The organism is Aurantimonas sp. E1-2-R+4 (genome assembly GCF_036549515.1).
Classification (GTDB): Bacteria; Pseudomonadota; Alphaproteobacteria; order Rhizobiales; family Rhizobiaceae; genus Aurantimonas; species Aurantimonas coralicida_A.
The window spans coordinates 1-20375 of the sequence record NZ_JAZHLK010000038.1 but is presented as its reverse complement, the minus strand read 5'-3'; the positions used below and the strand labels follow the sequence as shown (position 1 = coordinate 20375).

Below are 20375 nucleotides of genomic sequence, written 5' to 3'. Positions count from 1 at the left end.
CGAATACTAAGTGGACAAAAACGTTGATATCAACCTAATATGAGAACCATGCGAGACGATTTGCCCCTGGCCACGACCCACGAAGTTCGCGACCGCTGCCTGTGTCTGCATCTGCAGCGCGCGGCGCGGGCGATCGGACGCCGCTTCGACGAGGCGCTGAAACCGGTGGGTCTGACCAATGGTCAATATTCGCTGCTGGTCTCGCTCAACCGGCCGGAGCCGCCGCGCCTCGGTGACGTGGCGGCATTGCTGGCGATGGACCGCACGACGCTGACGGCGAATCTGAAACCGCTCGAGCGGCGGGGGCTTTTGACGATTCTGCCCGACACGAAGGACAAGCGCAGCCGCCGCCTCACGCTGACCGAGGCCGGCCGCGATCTGCTCGTCGAGGCGGTGCCGATCTGGCGGGCCACCCATGACGATGTCGACCGCCTGCTCGGCGGTCGGGACGAGGAGGCTCTGCGCGGCGATCTTCTCGCGCTGACGTTTCCAGGTTGAGACCTGTCGGCGCGGGATCTGTGGTCAGGCGCAGCGGCGGATCGACAGGTTGCCCGCGTTCTCGGTTTCGTCCGATTGTTTCGCGGCTTCGCGTTCCGCCAGGATACGCCCGACTTCGCGGCGGATCTCGACGATCGAGAACGGCTTTTCAACAACGCCCTCGATGATCGCCGCGAGATCGTCCGCGGCTTCCTTCTGCTCGGCGTAGCCGGTCATCAACAGCACCGGCAGATCGGGCCAGGAGGCGCCGATCTCGTGCGCGAGTTCGATTCCGGTCATCGCCGGCATGCGGATGTCGGACAGGACGAAATCGAAATCGCCGTCACATTCGACCAGGATATCGAGTGCCAGCTCGCCATCCTCGGCGACGGTCACCTCGTGGCCCTCGAGCCCAAGGGCCCGCGACACCAGCACGCGAACACTCGGATCGTCTTCCGCGATCAGAATTCGTGCCACTCAAAGCCTCCTGCTTTGACCATACGCAAAACCACCTTATGCCAGTAGACGTCAAAACTGACGTGTAGCTGACCAGTACATACCAATCGCTGACGAATGGTTTCGTCGCCTGTGGATTATTCGACGACGCGGCCGACGAATGGCAGCTCGCGAAAGGCGTGCCCGACATCCATGCCATAGCCGACGACGAAATGGTCGGGGCAGTCGAAGCCGACATAATCGGCCTCGATGTCGGCCTTGCGCCGCATTCGCTTGTCGAGGAGGACGGCGATCTTGACCTCCTTGGCGCCGCGCGAGCGCATCAGGTCGCGGGCGAATTTGACCGTCCGCCCCGATTCCAGGATGTCGTCGATGAGCAGGACGGTGCGGCCCTCAACGGCGCTTTCGATATCGCGCAGCACCCGCACCTCGCCGCCCTCGGTGCCCGCGCCATAGCTGGACAGCGTGATAAACTCGACTTCGGGCGCCAGGCCGGCGTGGTGCAGCGCGCGGATCAGGTCGGCGGCGAACACGAACGAGCCCTTCAGCACCGAAATCACCAGAAGGTCCGTCGACGGCGTCGCCGCGATGTCGTCGGCGACACGCGCGACTTCCGCCGCGATCCGATCCTGGTCGAACAGGGTCGCGATCTGCTTGCCCCGGACGGTGATCATGGGCGCGGCTTTCCGGCGTCGTCGAAGCGGACGCTGACGTCGCCCGCGATGCCGGCAGGAACCGCCAGGGCCGAGACGAAGCGCACCGACTGGCCGGGAGCCAGCCGTTCGATGTCGGCCCTGAGCGGCTTGGTGAGAAGATCGCCCCCCGGCCCGGTCAGCACGATGCGGAGCGGCGGAAGCAGCGCCGCCGCCGCCGTGTCGTTGGCCACGGTCCCGGCAACCGAAAGAACGGCGCCGTCGCCGCGCGGCGCGATATTCGCCTCGATGTCACGGAGCAGGAGGCCGGAAAGGCTCGAATCGGCCAAAGGCGCGGCGATCGGAGATCGCGGGGTGGACAACAGCAGCGCGGGAACGGCGAAAAGGCCGATCAGGAAGCCGCCGACGACCAGGGCTGCGTTGCGGAATCGCATGGCACGGGCGCGGGCCAGGATCGATCGCTCCGCCGCCTCGGACGGGGCGGGGGAGACGAAATGGGAGGGCGCGAAGGCTTGGGAGAAGAGGTCGGGTGCTAAGTCGCGCGGGCCGGAGAATCCGGTCTCGCCGCGGAATGCCCGCGTGCCGCGCTGTCCGAAAAACGCCCGCGCCGGCGATGGCTCGGCGTCGTCGGGCTCGATCGTCAGACCGCGGCGTGCCGCCTCGATCTCCGCGGCGGACTTTTGCAGCGTCCGGCGGGTCGTCACCTCGGCCGTTCCATCGATGAGCGGACCGGCGATCTTGCCGGAAAGCGCGCTTCGTCGTCCCGCCGGCGTTCGGCCCGCCGTTGCCTGGGATGTGCCGCCAAACTCGGTCATCGCATCCTCTGTTTTGCCTTGTTCAGGAACCGGTAAGGAATCATGCTTAACAAACCGTGAAGCCACGCCGTTCGCGGTGCGGGGTTGACGTTTGCGCGACCAACAAACAACACAGTCGCACGCATGCTGGGCGGACGACAACGACGAGATGGGAGCGCTCCGACGTGATTCGGTTCGAAAATGTCGGGCTGCGATACGATATGGGGCCGGAGGTGCTTCGCGACCTCTCCTTCGAGGTCAAGCGGCAGTCCTTCCAGTTCCTGACGGGCCCGTCCGGGGCGGGCAAGACCAGCCTTTTGCGCATGCTGTTTCTCGCGCTCAAGCCCACCCGCGGCCTGATCACGGTTCTCGGCCGCGACGCCTCCACGCTGGCGCGCAAGGACCTGCCGTCGATCCGGCGGCGGATCGGGGTCGTCTTCCAGGATTTCCGCCTGCTCGAGCATCTGACCACCTACGAGAACGTGGCGCTGCCGCTGCGCGTGCGCGGCAAGGACGAGGCCTCTTATCGGCAGGACGTCATCGACCTGATCAAATGGGTCGGCCTGGGCGAGCGGCTGAATGCATCGCCGGTGGTCCTGTCGGGCGGCGAAAAGCAGCGCGCCGCGATTGCCCGCGCGCTGATCGACCAGCCGGACATCCTGTTGGCCGACGAGCCGACCGGCAATGTCGATCCGCCGCTGGCCCGCCGGTTGCTGCGGCTCTTTCTCGAACTCAACCGAACCGGGACGGCGGTGGTCATCGCTACGCACGACCTCGACCTGATGGAGCAGGTCTCCGCCCGCCGCCTGGTTCTCTCCGACGGCCGTCTGGACATCTATGATTGAATTGACGGAACGATGGGTGGATTTTCGCGCATTCGTCGCGCGCCTCGCCGGGCGGCCGGGCCGCGAGCATCAAACCCCGATCGTGCCGCCGGCGAACGTCGCCGGACGGGCGCTGATGACGGTGATCGCCATTATGACGTTTCTCGCCAGCCTCACGGTCGGCGCCGTCACCCTCGTCTCAGACACCGCCTCCCAATGGCAGAACGACATTTCCCGCGAGATCACCGTTCAGGTGAAGCCGGAAGAGGGCCGCGACATGGCGGCGACGCTTGTCGCCATTCGCGATCTGGCGCTGGCGACGCCGGGTATCGCCGATGCGACGATTCTCGATGATGCCGCGACCGCGCGGCTCTTGGAGCCGTGGCTGGGAGAAGGTCTCAATATCGACGATCTGCCGGTGCCGCGCCTCGTGATCATCACCATCGACGAGGACGCGCCGCCGGATTTCTTCGCGCTGGCGACGCGGCTGCGCGCTGCGGTTCCCGCGGCCGAGCTCGACGATCACCGGGCGTGGGTGTCGCGCCTCGTCACCATGGCGCGGGCGACAGTCTTCGTCGGCGTCGCGGTGCTGACGCTGGTGCTCATCGCAACGGTGCTCACCGTCGTTTTTGCCACCCGCGGCGCGATGTCGGGCAATCGCCAGATCATCGAGGTGCTGCATTTCGTCGGCGCACGGTCGTCCTTCATCGCCGGCGAGTTCGAGCGTCATTTCCTGAGCCTCGGGCTCGTCGGGGCGGTGGCTGGCGGGGCGGTGGCCCTGGTCCTTTTCGCCGCCATGGGGATGTGGACGACAAGCAACCGCGCAACTCCGGAGGCCGACCAGATCAGCGCGCTGTTCGGGTCGTTTTCCATTGGCTGGATGGGCTATGTCGGGGTCGTCGTGCTGATTGCAACCGTCGGAGGATTAACCGCGTTTACGTCTCGTCTGACGGTCATGCGCCATCTGGCGGCGATCGACATGCTTTCGCCGGTAGAGCGGTAAGATGCCGTTAACCATGTTGTCACAAGCTCTGCGGAACGCCGCCGACAAAGGTTTGCCTACACGATGCCGCATTCAGGGACGACAATCGTAAGATGACAATGGCGGCTTGGTCTCCCGAGATGGAAGCCGGCGGTGTTCGGCTATCGCGACGCATGCGGCGCTCCCCCGGTCGGCGGCGCGTCTTGCTGACGTTCGCCGCCTTGTTCGTGATGGTCGTGGGTTATCTGGCCGGTGGGTTCCTGCGTTTCACCGAGGAGGTCAGCCTGCTGTCGCGCCCCGGACCGGTCGAATCCGCCGACGGCATCGTGGTTTTGACCGGCGGCGCGCTACGCATTGATCAGGCCATCGACCTGCTCACGCAAGGACGCGGCCGGCGCCTGCTCATCAGCGGCGTCAATCCGGACACCAGTGCCAAGACGCTGGCGCGCATGACCGGCACCGATCCCTCCTGGTTCGACTGCTGCGTCGACATCGACCGTGCAGCGCTGACGACCGTGGGCAATGCCGAGATTGCCAGCCGATGGGCCCGCGAACACGGCTTCCAGGATCTGATCCTGGTGACCAGCGACTATCATATGCCGCGCTCGCTGCGCGAGTTCGCGCGCATCGATACGCTGCGCTCGGTTACCCCTTACGCCGTCAGGCGCAATGATCTGTGGCGCGCCAACCAGTTGCCGAACGGCGTCGGCGCGCGGGTCCTGGTCACCGAATATATCAAACTGGTAGCAGCCCGGGCCAGCTTCATCCTCGGCCTCGGTCAGCCCGACGCGGTTTCCACCCAATTTGCGCGCATCGATCCCTGAAGGGGAAATGGCCATCGTCGCGCACCTGGATCGTCCGCGATCGGGGCGCGTCTCTCGATTTTCTGATGTCGACGGCGTAAAGCCTCCGGCGATGTCCAGCGGCGCCGGTTGCGTCGCGCGCCCTCACCGATTGCCGCCGGAGCGATCCCTTTGATGACCATGCTGCGCTCGCTCGTCTTCAACGTGTTGTTCTATCTCAACCTCGTCGGCCAATTGCTGCTCTTCTCGCCTGTCTTCTTCGTGATCTCCGAGGAGAAGGCCTGGGGGATCGTCAAGAACTGGGCGCGGTCCAGCCTCTGGCTGCTCGAACATGTCGCCGGCATCGGCGCGTCGATTACCGGCAAGCGGAACGTTCCGTTCGAGGCGGCGATTATCGCGGCGAAGCACCAATCGTTCTGGGACGTCTTCGCGCTTTTGCCCGATCTCGACCGGCCGACCTTCATCCTCAAGAAGGAACTGCTCGCGATCCCGTTCTTCGGCTGGTACCTCAAGCGCATGGCGATGATCCCGGTCGACCGGGCACGCCGCGGGGGGGCCGTCGCCTCGATGATTGAAGGCGCCGAAAAGGCCGTGGCGGAGGGTCGCCAGATCGTCATTTTCCCGGAAGGCACCCGGACCGCGCCGGGCGCCGAGGCCGACTATCGCCAAGGCGTGTTCCGCCTTTACGAGGCGTTGCAACTGCCCGTCGTGCCGGTGGCGCTGAATTCCGGCCTGTATTGGCCGCGCCGCCAGTTCATCCGCCGTCCGGGGACGATTCGGGCGGATATTCTGGAGCCTATCGAGCCGGGCCTGACACGAGTCGATTTTCTCGACCGGCTCCGTCACGCGATCGAGACCCGGTCCGACGACCTCCTGGCCGAAGCCCAACACCGTGACGGCACTCCGCCGCCGGAGCCATCCCGCCTGGGCACCTGACGTGCTCAGCGCCTGCCGCCCTAGCCTTATAGCCGGGCCACGACGTCTTCCAGCCAGCGGTCCCGCAACCCCATCTCGCGAATGTGGTCGAGGGCGCTGGTCACGTAGTCCACATTGGCGCCGGACTGACCGTGCGAGCGGCGGACCAGCGTGGCGGCATGCTCGGGCGTCATGCGGCCAGCATATTGGCTGTGGCCGCGATCGACGACATAGGTCAGAGCGCGCATATTGCGTCCGTCGGTGAGGCGCACCGGCAGGGTCTGCTCCCGATAGACATGGGTGACGAGCTCGCGCGCCCGCAGATAATCGACCACCGCCTCCCGCGTCGCTCCCCTGACGCGGAACGCCATGCCGACGCAGGAGCCACCCCGGTCGAGGCCGAAGACCAGGCCCGGCCGCTCGGGCGTGCCCCGATGCACGAAGGAGCGCACGCAGAGTGAGCGGTGATAGCCGGCCAGCCGCGCCTTGACCCGCTCCTCGAATTCGAAGCCTGGCCGCCAGATCAGCGAGCCGTAGCCAAACACCCAGAAATCGTCCATTGCCCTCAAAATGCCCCGTCCGTCAGTTCATCCCGACCGGGGCTCAAAAAGGGTAATGGCATGGCGGCGTCAAGCGACAAGACTTCGAGAGCGAGACAAGCCTATGTCTGGGTCGGCGTGGTGGCGCTGCTTCTCGCCGGCGGCCTCAGCGGCGCCTGGTACTACCTCGCCGGTCAGCTCGAGGCGCAGGTCACGCAGGTCATCGCGGACGCCCGCGTGCAAGGCACCGAGATCGGCTGCCCAGGGCGCACCGTTTTCGGCTATCCGTTCCGGCTCGGCCTCCGCTGCGACGCAGTCACCATCGAGGCGCCGGGCGATGCACGTGGACAGGGCTTGCGCGCCACCGCCGGGGCGCTTCGGACCGCCGCCCAGATCTACCGGCCAAATCGCGTCGTCGCGGAACTCGACAGCCCCTTGATCGTCGATGCGCAGCAGACGCCGCCGCTCGATATCCGCTGGCAACTGGCACAGGCGAGCGCCAGCTTCTGGAGCGATGGAATGGACCAGTTCGCGCTGGTCGCCGACCGGCCGGTGGTGGCGCTGGCGCAGCCGGCTGCCGGTCGTCTGCCGCTGTTCGAGGCCGACCGATTCGAGGCGCATGCGCGCCGCCNTGGTCGCCGACCGGCCGGTGGTGGCGCTGGCGCAGCCGGCTGCCGGTCGTCTGCCGCTGTTCGAGGCCGACCGATTCGAGGCGCATGCGCGCCGCCGCGACGGCGATCTCGACATTGCCGTCTCCAGCGCGGACGGGCGCGTCCTGGCGCCGGACGCGCCCGCCTTGCCGGCATTCGACGCCAGCGCCGACCTGACGATCACCGGTGCCGCCGACTGGCTCGCCGGTCATATGGATGGGCACACGCTTGGCGAGGCGCTGGCGGGCCGCGCGGGCACGCTCCGCTCGCTGAAGCTCGATCTCGGTGACGCCAGCGCCGAACTGTCGGGCGATTTCATGGTCGCGGCGGACGGGATTCTGTCCGGCGATTTCGAGCTCGCCGTCGCCGACCCCCAGCGGATCGCGGCGCTGGTCGCGGAAGCGGCGCCGCAGCTTCAGTCCGTGGCGCAATCGCTCGCCTCGGCGATTGGCTTCGTCGGCCGTCGGGACAATGGCCGCAACATCGTCACGCTCAGCCTGCGCGACGGCAACCTCTCGACCGGCGTGATTCCGCTGGGTCAGGTGCCGGCGATACGGTGAGGCGAACGACCGCCGCGAGGCAGCATCTTCCGTCGCCGCAAATGTCGTATGGCGCCGCTGAATAGCAATTTCGGAAGCGGGGTCGCCCGGCCGTGCAGGGCCGCTTCGCGTTTGATGAGCTGGCGATATATTTAAGCGATTGTTTCACCGTTTGTTTGCTCTGGGGATTCATGCCCCCGTAATGCCTGCCGCTGCATAATAAACCTGATCTTTCTCGCCAGCGGGTGTTCTCATGCGTCATTTTGGTTTTCTGTTTCTGCTTGGTCTTCTCTCTCTGGCTCCTGTCCAGAGTTCGTTCGCTGGCGAATGGGTCGTCGATCGGATTTCGGGACGAGCCTGGGCCCTCGAAGTCGGCAAAGACCCCGTGCGGCTCAGCGTGGATATGGCGGTTCCCGAGGGCGTCACGGTCGAGACGTCGCGGAACGGCCGGGTGCGGCTAGTCGGCGATAACAACGTCATGTCGCTGGCGCCTGGCACCGTCGCGGTCGTGGCGCCCTCCCGCTCCAACCGCAAGACCCGCGTCATCCAGCAGGTGGGTAACATTGAATTCGATGTGGAGAAGCGCCGGCGGCCGCATTTTCTCGTCGAGACGCCGTTTATGGCGGCTGTCGTCAAGGGCACGACATTCACTATCGATGTCTCCAAATCCACCACCAGCATAGATGTGTCGAGCGGGCTGGTTCAGGTGAGCGATTTGCGCAGCGGTGAAAAGGCGGCGATCGGAGCAGGACAGTCGGCCAGCGTTGCCGCATCCAGCGCGGGATTGGAGACCGCGGGACAGAACGCTCCCGGTGTGCGGCCGGGCAAGCCCGCCCCCTCCGCCGTGGCTCCTCTCGGTCGCGACCTGGCTGATTTCAAGGCCGGCGGACGGACCGGGCCAAAGTCGGACACAAACAAGAGCAACGGCAGGGAAAATGGCGAGGCCAGGGGAAACAGTGCCGAAGCCCGCTCAGGTGCCCGGGGGAATAGTGGCGGCAACGGCAATGGTAACGGTGGCGGCAATGGCGGCGGTAACGGCGGCGGCAACGGCAATGGTAACGGTGGCGGCAACGGTGGCGGCAATGGCGGCGGTAACGGCGGCGGCAATGGCGGTGGAAACGGCGGCGGCAATGGCGGCGGCAACGGCAATGGTAACGGTGGCGGCAATGGCGGCGGTAACGGCGGCGGCAACGGCAATGGTAACGGTGGCGGCAATGGCGGCGGTAACGGCGGCGGCAATGGCGGTGGAAACGGCGGCGGCAATGGCGGCGGCAACGGCAATGGTAACGGTGGCGGCAATGGCGGCGGTAACGGCGGCGGCAACGGCAATGGTAACGGTGGCGGCAACGGTGGCGGCAATGGCGGCGGCAACAGCGGTGGAAACGGCGGCGGCAATGGCGGCGGCAATGGCAAGAAATAAGCTCCGCCACATCGCCCTGGTGGCCTCTTGCAAGGACGCGTATGGCCTGGTTTTCACCCATCGGTAAGCGGAATCCTGCGGTGCTGCGGCGCGCGGCTGGGGGGCTCTTCGTCGCCGCGGCGATAGTCTTTGCGAGCCTTTCCGGGTTCTTGCGAACGGTGGACGATCGTCTTGCCGAATTGCGCTTCCAGACACAGTCGATTGCGCCGATCGGCGATGTCGTCCTGGTCGACATCGATGCCCGAAGCCTCGCGGAAATCGGCGTTTGGCCCTGGCCGCGGCGATTGCACGGCGATCTCTTGCGGGCAGCGGAGCGGGCCGGCGCGGCCCGCGTCGCGTTCGACATCGATTTCAGCACCGTATCGACGCCGGAACAGGACCGGGCCTTCGCCGCGGCCCTCGCCGAGACCAGAATAGAGACCTTCCTCGCATCCTTCGTCCAGGCCGATACGGCGGCTGGCATGGCGGTGCGCGCTTCGTTTCCGATCGAGCTTTTTTTGCAAAATTCCTGGCCGGCCGGCGTCAACGTCCCTGTGGATGGCGACGGGCAGGTCAGACGGTTTCCTTTCGCTATCGACGCCAACGGGGAAACCCTGACCTCGATGCCCTCCCTGCTGGCTGACCGCGAGGCTGGGACGGGCCTGTTCGGGATCGATTATGCGATTTCCGCCGAGCGACTGCCGCGCGTTTCCTATGTCGATCTTCTGAGGGATCGCGTCGCGCCCGAGTCGCTCGCGGGAAAAACCTTGATCGTCGGCGCCAGTGCGATCGAGCTCCGCGACCTCTTTGACGTTCCCGTCAGCGGCATCGTTTCCGGATCGACGGTCATCGCGCTCGCCACCGAGTCCCTGCTTCAGGAGCGGGCGTTGACGTTCCTCGCCACGCCGTGGTTCGTGCTGGCTGGAATGGCATTCATCGTGTTCGCCTGCGCCATTCGTCTGTCCTCCCGTTATGCGATCGCCGCCCTTGTCGGTCTTGCCGTCACGGCTGAAATGCTGGCACTCTACCTGCAGAACGGCCATGCGATCGTACTGGAAACCGCTGCCATCCATGTGCTCCTGGCTGCCTGTTCCATCTGGGTGCTTTTCCGGGAATTTGGTCTTCGTCGCGTGCGGCTCTGGATCGCCCGGACCCAGGCAGCCAACAGCCAGAGCGTGCTCGAACGTGTCCTCGACGATGGATTTCACGGCGTCGCGATCCTGAACGAACGTTTGCAAGTCACCCGCATCAATCGCGAAGCTCTGGAGCTGCTCGGCCTTGAGAGCGCAAACCGGCTGGATGAGTTGCCTGCGCAGATCGGACAACATGTCGCAGATATCGTCGCGGCGTTCGAGCGCGGCGAGGGAGCCGGCAAGCCGGCGGTGCACGTCCTTCATTTCGCCACGGGCGCAGAGCGGGTGGTGGAGTATTCGATCGTCCCGTTCTGGCTGTCAGGATTTGCCGATCGATCGGGGGAGACTTCCGGCGATATCGTCTACGCCACACTGACACTGCGCGACATCACCGAACGTCAGAAGGCGCATGACCGCATACGGTTCATGGCGTTGCACGACAGCCTGACGGGGTTGGGCAATCGTCGCGCCCTTGAGCAACTGTTGGAGAACATTTTGAGCGGGCCGACGCCGGACGGCGGGGTGGCTCTGGTGTCCTTCGATCTCGATCGTTTCAAGGCCGTCAATGACGCGCTCGGCCATGCAATTGGCGATGAGGTGCTTAAGGAGACCGCGCGTCGCGCCCAGGAAACACTGGTCGCGGCCTTGCTGATCGCCAGGACCGGCGGTGACGAGTTCACCGCCGTCGTCCCGGCGGCGAGCCTTCAAACCGCACGATTCCTGGCGGCTTCGCTGGTGGAGGCGATCTGCGAACCGTTTTTCCTGTCCGGGCACCGTATCGGCGTCGGTACCAGCGTCGGGATCAGCTGGTGGGATGGCCAGGCGGCGACGGTGACGTCGTTGATGCGCCACGCCGATGTTGCGCTGTATCGCGCCAAGCAATCAATCACCGAGCAGGTCGTTGCCTTCGAGCCCTTTATGGATGGCGACCGGCTGGAGCGGCTGAAACTCGAGGAGGACTTGACTCAGGCCTTCGAGAACAACGAATTCCGCCTCGTCTACCAGCCGCAATTTTGTCTTTCGTCCGGGAAAATCGTCGGGGCCGAAGCCCTCGTGCGTTGGCAGCACCCGGAGCGCGGCTTCGTCTCGCCGGTCGATTTCATTCCGGTCGCCGAGGAAATGGGCCTGATCCATCGACTGGGCGGCTGGGTGCTCGATACGGCTTGCCGGGAAGCCAAGGGCTGGCCCTTGCCGATCAAGATCGCGGTGAACGTCTCTGCGATCCAGTTCGAAACCGGCGATCTGGTCGCGGCCGTCCGCCAGGCGCTCGATATATCCGGTCTGCCGCCGGAGCGACTCGAACTGGAAATCACCGAATCCGCCTTCGTCGAGGAGAGCGACGGACTCAAGGCGATCTTCGACGAACTCCTCGCGATCGGGGTCAGCTTGGCGCTGGACGATTTCGGCACCGGTTATTCGTCGCTCGGCTATCTCCACCGCTTTCCGATCTCGAAGATCAAGATCGACCGAAGTTTCGTGATGGATATTCTGACTAGCAACCGCGCAATCGCCGTGGTGCATTCGATCATGGCTCTGGCCGACGGTCTGGGCATCCCGACGATCGCCGAGGGGATCGAAACGCCTGAGCAGGCGGCAATGCTCCGGCTGTCAGGATGCGATGACGGCCAGGGTTATCTGTTCGCCAGACCGATCGACGGCGCGGCTGTCGTGGAGATGATGGCGGGCCCCAGCATCGCAACCCCCACGATGCTCGCGGCGGCGGGCTGATCCCGGCTGCGGCCATTCGTTCGGGTCGGGCTGACCAGGTTGGATACGCCCTGAACGGACGCCGCCGGCGCAAAAACTTTTCCGTAAGGGAATATTAAAAAATCGGAGATTTGTCTTTCAAATTTTGCGGTCGGCAAAACCAATCGACCCGAATCAGCCGAAACTCATGGGGCAATTAAGCAATCCATGCCGAAAATTGGTCGATTTCCGTCTTTATATTGAAAAAAAATTAGATTGCGCGTACGCTTACCCTTTGGCAGGAAATCTGCGATGGCTTTACTAGGGGCCTTGGTTGGTCTTCTATTCGGCGCATTTTCGGGGTCGATGCTTGTCGCAATCGTATTCCCTGGCGCCGCTGTACCCGGTTTCTTGACGCCATTTCTGCTGCTTGCCGGTCCGGTTGCCGGGCTGCTTTCCGCTCTGCCTGTGTGGCTGGCCACGATTGTCTGGTATCTCCTCAACATCCTTGTTTTCTGGCTCTTGTCCATTCCGGCGCAGTCCTCCACCGGCCTGACCAGCACCACCAGTACACCACCGGCGGCAAACCCGATCCCGCCTACCGGAACCCAGAACTTCTTCCGCGGCTTCGGGCATGGCACGGCAACGATCGTCAATTTCGCCATTCTCAGTCCATTCTTGGCGATTCCGCCGGTCCTGATCCTTGCGATCTTGTCGTTCCTGCCAATCCTGTCTCTCGTCACGGCAATCCGGCGAAACACGTTCTTCCAGGGAGTGATCTCGTGGATGAGCTGGCTGTTGCCCGTACATTGGCTTGGGAACCTGATCGGCTTTCTGATCTTCCTGATTTTCCGTGCGATCACCCTATTCACGGGCACGGCTGCGGGCATCAGGCTTGATCTCACCTCCGGCATCATCGAGTCGCGCGCGCCCGCTCCGGTGACGGCCTTCAACGTTGCCGTGTTCACCTATGTGGGACCTGCGTTTGCTCCCGGCCCGTTCCTGGGAGCCAATGTGTCATCGCACGAGGTGGGGCATGCCATCAATTCGGCCGCGATGACGCCCTTCTACACCTGGGGCACGGTGATCGAGGAGTTCCGTCTGTTCGGCGCGCCCCACCGCTTCTCCATCGGCCAGCAAACCGCGGAAAGCCGCGGCGCACCACGCCCGGGCGCGTTGTATTCCGCGATGTGGTCACCCTAGGGGCATAGCCATGTGCGAGTTTTTCGACATTCAGGCCAGCGGTGATGCCCTCAATGCTCAGGGCATACCGGGTTCGATCACGGCTTCTGGCCAGGTCACGCTCGACTGCGGCTCAGTCATCGTTCAGGTGTTCGACAATTCCAATAATCTGGTATTCGAGACGACCGTACAACCCGGCGCGAACATCAGCGATTTCAATGGTACGCCGACGCGCCTGGTGATTGCGTCTTTCGACAACGGGCATGACATCCAGTGCGGCGACCGTGTGACGGTCACGTTGACCTGCGCAAGTGATCCGACCTGCACGCTGACAGCCACGGTGGCTCTCGTCTGCAAGGATGACCCGGTACAGCCATGCCCCGATGCCAACGCGATCAGTATTATCTTGACCAGCAATGGCGTCGTGGTGTCGCCGGGCGTCCCGTGCTTCTCCTCTGGCGCTTACAGCGCCGAGGCAACCGGCGTTCCGGCCGGAAGCCAGATTTTCTGGACGCTGGATCTGGGCGGTACGGCCTCGTCGCTCCCCGCGACCAATCCGACGACATTCAGTTTGCCCGCGGGAACCGCCCCGGCGAGCCTTTCAGTCGTGGTGATCACCCCGAATTGCCCGCCGATCGCACGCTCGATCGGGTTGCCGGATCGCGAAGAAGGCAATTGTTCAACGCAGGCGGTGTTCGAGGTTCGAAAGGACGGGCAGTTGGTCACTGCCACAACCGGGCTGGCAAGCGGAACCTATCAGGTGACGGTGACATCCCCGGTCGCGTCCGGAAACATCTATAATTTTCAGGACGCAAACGGGTCGTTTCAGGTCGGTTCGGGGGTCACCGCGAATTACACGCTCATGGGCAATGGCGCCTCGCTGACCATCCTCGTGACGGTGGATGTCAACGGATGCTGCCCGGCGGTCTCGGGCACGGTCACATTGTCGAGCGCAGATGACGCCGAAGACCCTCCGGTCGAGGAGCCGCCGGTCGAGAATCCGCCAACCAATGATGACGACGATTGGGAATGGCCAAGCCTTTGCGGCTGGTTGTACCTGCTGTTGATGCTCGCGGTCCTCGCCTTCATCGGCCTGTGGATCGCGTCGTTTACGTTGTTCCCGGCGTCGACGGCGCTATGGGTGGCGCTGGGTATAGCGCTTGTGGCTGTTGTTGCGGCTTTGGCGGTTTACACTTGGGTCTGCAATGTCAGTTGGTGTCGGCGCATGCGCATTCTCGGATGGATGTTCGGTTGGTGCGCGCTTGGCTGTGTCATTGCGTGGGTGGTGAGCTGGTTCACCTTGTGGTTCCTGCTGATCGGTGCGCTAATTGCGGGGGTCATAGCGTTGATCATCGGGTTGATGATGGCACGGCGAAACTGCGATTTCCTGGATCTGTTCGCCTGGCCGTAGGGTCGTTCAATGCTTCGGCGATCCCTAGGGTGCCGCGCCCGAGCCGAAGAGGCGAAGGAACCATGTCGGCGCGTTGACCACGAGCGCCTCTCATCTCTCATGCTGACGCGCGCAGTCGAGCGGTGTCTCGTAGGAGGCTGCTTAAGCCTCCTTCGTCCCCGCCTCGTGCTTGCCGTGCTCGCGGCCGAAATCCACCTCGGCGGTGTCCTGGCCGGCCTCGATGATGCCGCGGCGAATGTCGCGGGTGCGGGTGAACAGTTCGAACAGCGTGTCGCCGTCGCCCCAGCGGATCGCCCGTTGCAGCGAGGCCAGATCCTCGGAAAACCGCGCCAGCATCTCCAGCACGGCCTCGCGGTTGGTCAGGAACACGTCCCGCCACATGGTCGGATCGGACGCGGCGATGCGGGTGAAGTCGCGAAAGCCGGAGGCGGAGAATTTCACCACTTCCTGCTGCGTCACCGTCTCCAGATCGGCGGCGGTGCCGACGATGTTGTAGGCGATCAGATGCGGCACATGGCTGACGATGGCGAGCACCAGATCATGGTGATCGGGCGTCATGATTTCGACGGTCGAGCCGCAGCCTTCCCAGAAGCGCTTGAGCCGGTCGATCGCCTTGGCATCGGTGCCGTCGGGCGGCGTCAGGATGCACCAGCGGTTCTCGAAGAGTTCGCGGAAGCCCGCGTCGGGGCCGGACTGCTCAGTGCCGGCGATCGGATGCGCCGGCACGAAATGCACCGTCTGCGGCAAATGCGGCTGCATCTGCTGCACCACCGCGCCCTTGACCGAGCCGACGTCGGAGACGATCGCGCCGGGCTCGAGCGCCCCGGCGACCTCCTTGGTCACCGCGCCGCAGGAGCCGACCGGAACGCAGAGGATGACGAGGTCGGCGCCGCGCACCGCCTCGGCGGCGTCGAGATGGTAGCTGTCGCCGAGCTTCAGTTCTTCGGCCCGTTCCAGCGTCTCGGCGCGCCGCGTGGTGATCACGATATGCCGGGCAAGGCCGTGGGCGCGGATGTTGTGGGCGATCGAGGAGCCGATCAGGCCGATGCCGATCAGCGCGACGCGCTCAAATAGCGGCTCGCTCATGCTGTCCCCTTGCCGAGAAACTCGCCGAGCGCCGCGACGCCGCCGCGATTGGCTTCCTCGGTTCCGATGGTCATACGCAGGGCATTCGGAAAGCCATATCCGCCGACCCGACGCAGGATGAAGCCGCGCGCGCTCAAGAAATGGTCGGCCTCCGCCGCCGTGCGGCCGGGTGTGTCGGGAAAGTGGACCAGGGCGAAATTGCCGACGCTCGGCGTCACGGTCAGGTCGAGTTTTTCGAGCGCGTCGGTCGTCCATTCCAGCCAGCGGGCGTTGTGGTCGGCGGCTTTTTCGATGAAGCCGCGGTCGCGAACCGCCGCAGCGCCGGCGGCGATGGCCGCGGCGTTCAAATTGAACGGCCCGCGCACCCGGTCGAGCGCGTCGACGATCGCTTCCGGCCCGTACAGCCAGCCGATCCGCAAACCGGCGAGGCCGTAGATCTTGGAGAAGGTGCGGGTCATCACGACGTTCTCGGACGACGACACCAGCTCGATGCCGGCGCCGTAATCGTTGCGCCGGACATATTCGGCATAGGCCGCGTCGAGGACGAGGACGACGTTGCCCGGCAAGCCGGCATGCAGCCGCTGGACTTCCTCGAAGGGCAGGTAGGTGCCGGTCGGGTTGTTCGGGTTGGCGAGAAAAACCAGCTTGGTGCGCTCGGTCACCCGCGCAAGGATCGCGTCGACGTCGGCGGTGACGTTCGTTTCCGGGGCGACGACGGGCGTCGCCCCGCGCGCCAGGATCTGGATGCGGTAGACCAGAAAGCCGTGCTCGGTGTGGATCGCCTCGTCGCCCGGCGCGAGATAGCACTGGCACAAAAGCCCCAGCAGCTCGTCCGAGCCGTTGCCGCAGAGGATGTTTTGCGGGTTGAGGCCATGCACCTCGGCGATGGCGCACTTCAGCTCGCTGGCCTGTCCGTCGGGGTAGAGCTCGGGATGCGCGAAGGCCGCCAGCGCCGCCTCACGCGCCGCCGGCGAGGCGCCCAGCGGCGTCTCGTTGGAGGAGAGCTTGTGGAGCGTCACGCCGGCCGGCGCTTTGCTCTTGCCCGGCACATAGGCCTCGATGTCGAGGACGCCCTTATTCGGAACGGGTCTCATCGTCCGTGTACTTTCGCTGGTGACTGTGGGCGCTGGTGATTGCGGGCGCTGTTGATTGCTGGCCGATCGCGACGCCGTCGCGCCACGACAGGCGCATCAGGATAGGGACCGGCACGGGGCCGCATAGCCCCCGATCGGCCGGATGTCGAGGCCGGGACCCAATGCCGCGGCCACCGAAGCTTGGTCTTTTTCGGTCGCGACGAGGACGCTGAAGCGGTCGGCCCCGTAGGGCGCCTCGGCGATGATCGTCAGGCCGTCCGGTATCTCCGGCATCGCCGTCAGCCCATCGACGGAAAAACAGGCGATCTCCGGCGACACCGGATCAGCCAAGGGCGGGGCGATGACCAGCGCGGGCGTTGCCGCCGGCCGATCCGGTTCGTCGAAGAAGGGCAGCCGCGCGACGATCTGGGCCGAGCCGAGCCCCTGCCACCACGGATGGCCGGTCGCGCCGATCGGCAAGATGCCGAGCTTGTCGCCGCCGGCCTCGATGCAAGCGACCACCGCCTGGCTCGACGCGGCGATCGACAAGGGAACCGAAAAGCCGAAATAGAACCGCGCCGTCTCGGCGCTGGCGACGCGGTCGCCGTCACCGGCGATGACGACCTCGAACGGGGCCTGCAGGGCGGTGAAGGTGGAGATGATCTCGCGCCACAGATGCTCCATCGCGGTCAGCGGCAGATGCCCCTCGTGGCGCTTGGCCAGCCGGCGCATCATGTCGGCCTCCCGGCCGGGGCGGAAGGCCGCGCCGTTCTTCGCCGTCCCCTTCACCTCGATCAATTCGTCGATGACGCTGGCGCGCTGCATCAGCAGCCGATGCACGGATTCGTCGATGGCGTCGATCTTCGCTCTCAGTTCCGCGAGCCGCGATGGGTCGGCGGTGACGGTTCCGCTCATGCGTTCGAACTCCCTGTGGTCCTGCGCAGTGCTTCTACCGGCCCTTCGTTCGCTTGGCAAAGCGCCGTGTTTCGCACGCCGGTCGGCGCGACGATTGCCGCAGCGGGCGCGAATGCGTATCTGTGCCTTTAACCCGAACACCGCCGGTCGCCACGACACCAAGCCGTGCCGGCCGGCGCGAATCATAAAGCGGGATGGACATGAGCGTCGAAGCCTCGACCGAAGATCTGGAATACGCGGCCGGCAGCCGCGAGGCGAACCATCCGTCGAGTCCCGTCGCCCATTTCGGCGCGGACGAGCCGCTGCGTCTGGATGCCGGCCGGGAACTGGCGCCGTTCCAGATCGCCTACAACACCTATGGCACGCTCAACGCCGACAAGACGAACGCCATCCTCGTCTGTCACGCGCTGACCGGCGACCACTACGTCGCCAGCCAGTCGCCGGTGACCGGCAAGCCGGGCTGGTGGACCTCGATCATCGGCGCGGGCAAGCCGATCGACACGTCGAAATATTTCGTCATCTGCTCGAACGTCATCGGCGGCTGCATGGGCTCGACCGGTCCGGCCTCGATCGATCCGGCGACGGGCGAGCCCTACGGTCTCGACCTGCCGGTGATCACCATCCCCGACATGGTGCGGGCGCAGGCGATGCTGGTCGAGCGGCTCGGCATCGACACGCTGTTCGCCGTCATCGGCGGCTCAATGGGCGGCATGCAGGTGCTGCAATGGACCGTCAGCTACCCCGAAAAAGTCTTTGCCGCCCTGCCGATCGCCACCGGCGCGCGCCACTCGTCCCAGAATATCGCCTTCCACGAGGTCGGACGGCAGGCGGTGATGGCCGATCCCGACTGGCACGGCGGGCGCTACTATGCGGTCGGCAAGCGGCCGCACAAGGGGCTCGCCGTCGCGCGGATGGCGGCGCATGTCACCTACCTGTCGGAGACGGCGCTGCACCGCAAATTCGGGCGCAATCTGCAGGACCGCGAGTCGTTCGGCTTCGGCTTCGACGCCGATTTCCAGATCGAGAGCTATCTCAGGCATCAGGGGATGACCTTCGTCGACCGCTTCGACGCCAATTCCTATCTCTACATGACCCGCTCGATGGACTATTTCGACATCGCGGCGGATTACGGCGGCAGCCTCGCCGAGGCGTTCCGCGACGCGACGACGCGCTTTTGCCTGGTCTCGTTCTCGTCCGACTGGCTGTTTCCGACCGAGGAGAACCGCGCCGTGGTCCATGCGCTCAACGCCGCCGCCGCGTCGGTGTCCTTCGTCGAGATCGAGACCGACCGGGGGCACGACGCCTTCTTGCTCGACGAGCCGGAATTCTTCGCGGCGATCAATGGGTTCGTCTCGTCGGCGGCGCGGGCAAGGGGGATTTGACGATGGCGGTTCTGGACACCCCCGTCGCCACCAGCGAGACCGTCACGGCCAACGCGTCGACCCGTATCGATCTGGAACTGATCGCCGGCCTCGTCACGCCGGGAAGCCGGGTGCTCGACGTCGGCTGCGGCGACGGCGCGCTTCTGTCGCTGCTCGAGGCGCGCCGCCAGGTCGACGGGCGGGGCGTCGAGCTGAGCCAGGCCGGCGTCAACGAGTGCGTGGCGCGCGGCCTGTCGGTCATTCAGGGCGATGCCGACCGGGACCTCGTCCATTATCCGGACGCCGCCTTCGATTTCGTCATCCTGTCGCAGACCATCCAGGCGACCCGCAATCCGAAGACGGTCCTGACCGAACTCCTCAGGATTGGCGAGCGGGCGATCGTGTCGTTCCCGAATTTCGGCCATTGGTCGATCCGCCTGTCGCTGGGGCTGCGTGGCCGCATGCCGGTGACGCGGAACCTGACGCATTCCTGGTACGACACGCCGAACATCCATTTCTGCACGATCCGGGACTTCGTCGCGCTGGCCGACGAGATCGGCGCCGAGGTCGAACTGGCGATGGCGATCAATGCCACCGGCCAAAAGATGGGGATGAAGATGCCCTGGGCGTTCTGGAACCTGTTCGGCCAGCAGGCGGTGTTCGTGCTGAGGCGGTAGGGGGGGCTGAACGGTTGGAGCGGAATAGGGTGGTGCTTGACCTCCATTTTGGGTGGTGAGCGGTCAGAAAGATTTCAGGCCTTATCCTCGAAAAACCGACACCTCGTCCAAGGCAGGCATGAGCCTATCACCGCGACCTTCATGCATGGCGTGGCATGTCCAGGCGCCGCGTAGATGCAGGGGATTGGTCGGCCAATCGCAAACCTTCGGCGCGGCTCTGTCTTATCTCTAAAGCGGTCATTGCTGATTTCTGCGGCAAGTCACCCCGTGCCATGTCTGTAACTTGGCGAGCAGCACTCGCTGCACATCCTAATCAAGACCCCAAAACTGCTGCTGCTATCTTGCTGCGAAAAAAGTGCCGCCGCTACGTATTCCCGATAATATAGGCTGCGCGCGCCTTATAGAACCTCAGTGCTAATAGACCATTTCGCGATATCTCGGTCGATTTCTTGCCACTGCGCCTCGAGTTTCTCAATCTCGGCGCTGGTTACGATTGGCTGATCGAGACCTTCGAATTGGTCGCCGAGGAATGTCGCCAGACCCGCGCCACCCTCATTTGCGAACCACACTCCTGTTAGGTCGGCGACTTCCTTCAACTGCCTCAATGTGTTCATCGCATCTCGTATATTGAAGTTGTCAAGCAGCTTGTTAAGGCGGCTTTCCTTATTGCCGGCGTGGGCGACATGTGTACTGACATGCTCGGCGATTCTGTCTAAGTGTCGGTCCACAAAGAAGTTGAATGATATGAATCGTTTGTGATTCCATGCTGTTGATTTGATTCGACGAGGGCATGGAAGCGATGTGGACGAAAGCAAACCGC

20 protein-coding genes and 1 pseudogene are annotated in these 20375 nt (G+C 64.6%); 13 read left to right on the top strand and 8 right to left on the bottom strand.

Features of this window, described 5'->3' with window-relative positions; translation table 11 throughout:
- Window positions 1-48 precede the first annotated feature (48 nt).
- Window positions 49-498: a MarR family winged helix-turn-helix transcriptional regulator gene (locus VQ045_RS16035; RefSeq protein WP_331830816.1), complete on the top strand. Its 450-nt coding sequence runs from the start codon at window positions 49-51 to the stop codon at window positions 496-498.
- Window positions 499-522: 24 nt separating this feature from the next.
- On the opposite strand, the gene VQ045_RS16030 is transcribed toward VQ045_RS16035, so the two are convergent.
- The 3 genes from VQ045_RS16030 to VQ045_RS16020 all read right to left on the bottom strand — a co-directional run bounded on the left by VQ045_RS16030 (window position 523) and on the right by VQ045_RS16020 (window position 2401).
- Window positions 523-954 (bottom strand): response regulator, encoded by a 432-nt coding sequence (locus VQ045_RS16030; RefSeq protein ID WP_327648211.1) that lies wholly within the window; start codon window positions 952-954, stop codon window positions 523-525.
- A 116-nt stretch (window positions 955-1070) separates the two neighbouring features.
- Window positions 1071-1607 (bottom strand): hypoxanthine phosphoribosyltransferase, encoded by a 537-nt coding sequence (hpt, locus tag VQ045_RS16025; protein ID WP_327648209.1) that lies wholly within the window; start codon window positions 1605-1607, stop codon window positions 1071-1073.
- Window positions 1604-2401, bottom strand: coding sequence for a hypothetical protein (locus VQ045_RS16020; protein ID WP_331830815.1), 798 nt, complete (start codon window positions 2399-2401; stop codon window positions 1604-1606). The genes hpt and VQ045_RS16020 overlap by 4 nt, the downstream gene beginning before the upstream one ends.
- Window positions 2402-2565: 164 nt before the next feature.
- Here VQ045_RS16020 and ftsE point away from each other — a divergent pair, with 164 nt between their 5' ends.
- The 4 genes from ftsE to VQ045_RS16000 all read left to right on the top strand — a co-directional run bounded on the left by ftsE (window position 2566) and on the right by VQ045_RS16000 (window position 5925).
- A complete protein-coding gene (gene ftsE, locus VQ045_RS16015) occupies window positions 2566-3225 on the top strand; it encodes a cell division ATP-binding protein FtsE (protein WP_327624763.1) in 660 nt (219 codons plus the stop codon).
- Complete coding sequence (locus tag VQ045_RS16010) at window positions 3218-4207, top strand: cell division protein FtsX (RefSeq protein ID WP_331830814.1); 990 nt, start codon at window positions 3218-3220, stop codon at window positions 4205-4207. The genes ftsE and VQ045_RS16010 overlap by 8 nt, the downstream gene beginning before the upstream one ends.
- Window positions 4208-4389: 182 nt before the next feature.
- Window positions 4390-5010: a YdcF family protein gene (locus VQ045_RS16005; protein ID WP_331830813.1), complete on the top strand. Its 621-nt coding sequence runs from the start codon at window positions 4390-4392 to the stop codon at window positions 5008-5010.
- 150 nt (window positions 5011-5160) lie between these two features.
- Window positions 5161-5925 carry a lysophospholipid acyltransferase family protein gene (locus VQ045_RS16000; protein WP_331830812.1) on the top strand — a complete coding sequence of 255 codons (765 nt, stop codon included), beginning with the start codon at window positions 5161-5163 and terminating at the stop codon, window positions 5923-5925.
- 26 nt (window positions 5926-5951) lie between these two features.
- Here VQ045_RS16000 and VQ045_RS15995 read toward each other — a convergent pair whose 3' ends face one another.
- Window positions 5952-6464 carry a gamma-glutamylcyclotransferase gene (locus VQ045_RS15995; protein ID WP_331830811.1) on the bottom strand — a complete coding sequence of 171 codons (513 nt, stop codon included), beginning with the start codon at window positions 6462-6464 and terminating at the stop codon, window positions 5952-5954.
- Window positions 6465-6524: 60 nt separating this feature from the next.
- Between VQ045_RS15995 and VQ045_RS22040 the strand changes: the two genes are divergently transcribed.
- The 6 genes from VQ045_RS22040 (at window position 6525) to VQ045_RS15965 (ending at window position 14443) form a co-directional block, all read left to right on the top strand.
- Complete coding sequence (locus tag VQ045_RS22040; RefSeq protein WP_442879887.1) at window positions 6525-7382, top strand: DUF2125 domain-containing protein; 858 nt, start codon at window positions 6525-6527, stop codon at window positions 7380-7382.
- A complete protein-coding gene (locus VQ045_RS22035; protein ID WP_442879886.1) occupies window positions 7306-7653 on the top strand; it encodes a DUF2125 domain-containing protein in 348 nt (115 codons plus the stop codon). The genes VQ045_RS22040 and VQ045_RS22035 overlap by 77 nt, the downstream gene beginning before the upstream one ends.
- 232 nt (window positions 7654-7885) lie before the next feature.
- Window positions 7886-9052 (top strand): FecR family protein, encoded by a 1167-nt coding sequence (locus tag VQ045_RS15980; protein WP_331830808.1) that lies wholly within the window; start codon window positions 7886-7888, stop codon window positions 9050-9052.
- A gap of 41 nt (window positions 9053-9093) precedes the next feature.
- On the top strand, window positions 9094-11892 hold the full coding sequence (locus tag VQ045_RS15975) for an EAL domain-containing protein (RefSeq protein ID WP_331830807.1): 2799 nt from the start codon (window positions 9094-9096) through the stop codon (window positions 11890-11892).
- 270 nt (window positions 11893-12162) lie between these two features.
- The gene (locus VQ045_RS15970; protein ID WP_331830806.1) at window positions 12163-13053 is read left to right on the top strand and encodes a hypothetical protein; all 891 of its coding nucleotides are present in this window, start codon (window positions 12163-12165) and stop codon (window positions 13051-13053) included.
- 10 nt (window positions 13054-13063) lie between these two features.
- On the top strand, window positions 13064-14443 hold the full coding sequence (locus tag VQ045_RS15965; protein WP_331830804.1) for a hypothetical protein: 1380 nt from the start codon (window positions 13064-13066) through the stop codon (window positions 14441-14443).
- A gap of 141 nt (window positions 14444-14584) precedes the next feature.
- On the opposite strand, the gene VQ045_RS15960 is transcribed toward VQ045_RS15965, so the two are convergent.
- The 3 genes from VQ045_RS15960 to pheA all read right to left on the bottom strand — a co-directional run bounded on the left by VQ045_RS15960 (window position 14585) and on the right by pheA (window position 17517).
- Complete coding sequence (locus VQ045_RS15960; RefSeq protein WP_331830803.1) at window positions 14585-15529, bottom strand: prephenate/arogenate dehydrogenase family protein; 945 nt, start codon at window positions 15527-15529, stop codon at window positions 14585-14587.
- On the bottom strand, window positions 15526-16623 hold the full coding sequence (locus tag VQ045_RS15955) for a pyridoxal phosphate-dependent aminotransferase (protein ID WP_331830802.1): 1098 nt from the start codon (window positions 16621-16623) through the stop codon (window positions 15526-15528). Before VQ045_RS15955 ends, VQ045_RS15960 begins: the two co-directional genes overlap by 4 nt.
- A 96-nt stretch (window positions 16624-16719) precedes the next feature.
- Complete coding sequence (gene pheA / locus VQ045_RS15950; RefSeq protein ID WP_327648191.1) at window positions 16720-17517, bottom strand: chorismate mutase; 798 nt, start codon at window positions 17515-17517, stop codon at window positions 16720-16722.
- 200 nt (window positions 17518-17717) lie between these two features.
- On the opposite strand from pheA, the gene metX reads away from it, so the two are divergent.
- Window positions 17718-18899: a homoserine O-acetyltransferase MetX gene (gene metX, locus VQ045_RS15945; RefSeq protein ID WP_331830801.1), complete on the top strand. Its 1182-nt coding sequence runs from the start codon at window positions 17718-17720 to the stop codon at window positions 18897-18899.
- Window positions 18900-18901: 2 nt separating this feature from the next.
- On the top strand, window positions 18902-19555 hold the full coding sequence (gene metW, locus VQ045_RS15940) for a methionine biosynthesis protein MetW (RefSeq protein WP_331830800.1): 654 nt from the start codon (window positions 18902-18904) through the stop codon (window positions 19553-19555).
- 398 nt (window positions 19556-19953) lie between these two features.
- Here metW and VQ045_RS15935 read toward each other — a convergent pair.
- A pseudogene (locus tag VQ045_RS15935) lies at window positions 19954-20375 on the bottom strand (hypothetical protein); the annotation flags it as partial.